Below are 670 nucleotides of genomic sequence, written 5' to 3' on the forward strand. Positions count from 1 at the left end.
TATCCGGCCTTGGTTCCTACCTATTTCGCCCCCTAAAACTGTCCGAAGTATTGATTCATTTAAACAGCGCATAAACCAGCTGATATCGATTAGGCGTTCCCGCCATAGAGAGACGACCTCGTTTAGCTTTTCTCCCTCACAGTGATCGAGGGTGTCGCGCTGAAGATAGCGCTGGGCCAAACTGGAAGCTTTGAATAGCTTTTGCCAGCGAGTAATGACCTCTGTAATAGACCACTTGTTAGCAGATTTTGTGTCGATATAGAGCACTATATGGTAGTGATTACTCATTACCGCATAGGCGGCAATATCTAACGCAAACACCTCGGCCAACTTATGCATACGGCTTTCAATCCATTCGCGCCGATGTTTGTAATCTTTTCCGGATTCAGTATCTCTGCCACAGAGAAATGCACGCCATACGCAGCGAGAAACGCAATGATAATAGGGTGTTGTATCAAGAGATATTTGGGTGCTTCGCGGTAGAGTCATCGGTTGCACAAATATTTATCTGTATGAACATCCAGTATTCTGAAGGGTTTGATTCTTTTGTCAATAGAGTTGGCGGTTTATACTTTCTATTTGGTGGGTGTCCAGAAGGTAACAAAGAGTGATGCAAGGGCAGGGCTGTCCCATATAAATCAGCTTAAATCGTGACTGTAATTATCTTGTC

The 670-nt window shown here is 44.3% G+C and carries 1 pseudogene; it reads right to left on the minus strand.

Features of this window, described 5'->3' with window-relative positions:
* Window positions 1–339 (minus strand): annotated as a pseudogene (locus MO867_RS22435) (hypothetical protein); the annotation flags it as partial.
* Window positions 340–670 lie beyond the last annotated feature (331 nt).

Origin of the sequence: Microbulbifer okhotskensis (genome assembly GCF_023895975.1) — a bacterium.
GTDB classification, from domain to species: Bacteria; Pseudomonadota; Gammaproteobacteria; order Pseudomonadales; family Cellvibrionaceae; genus Microbulbifer; species Microbulbifer okhotskensis.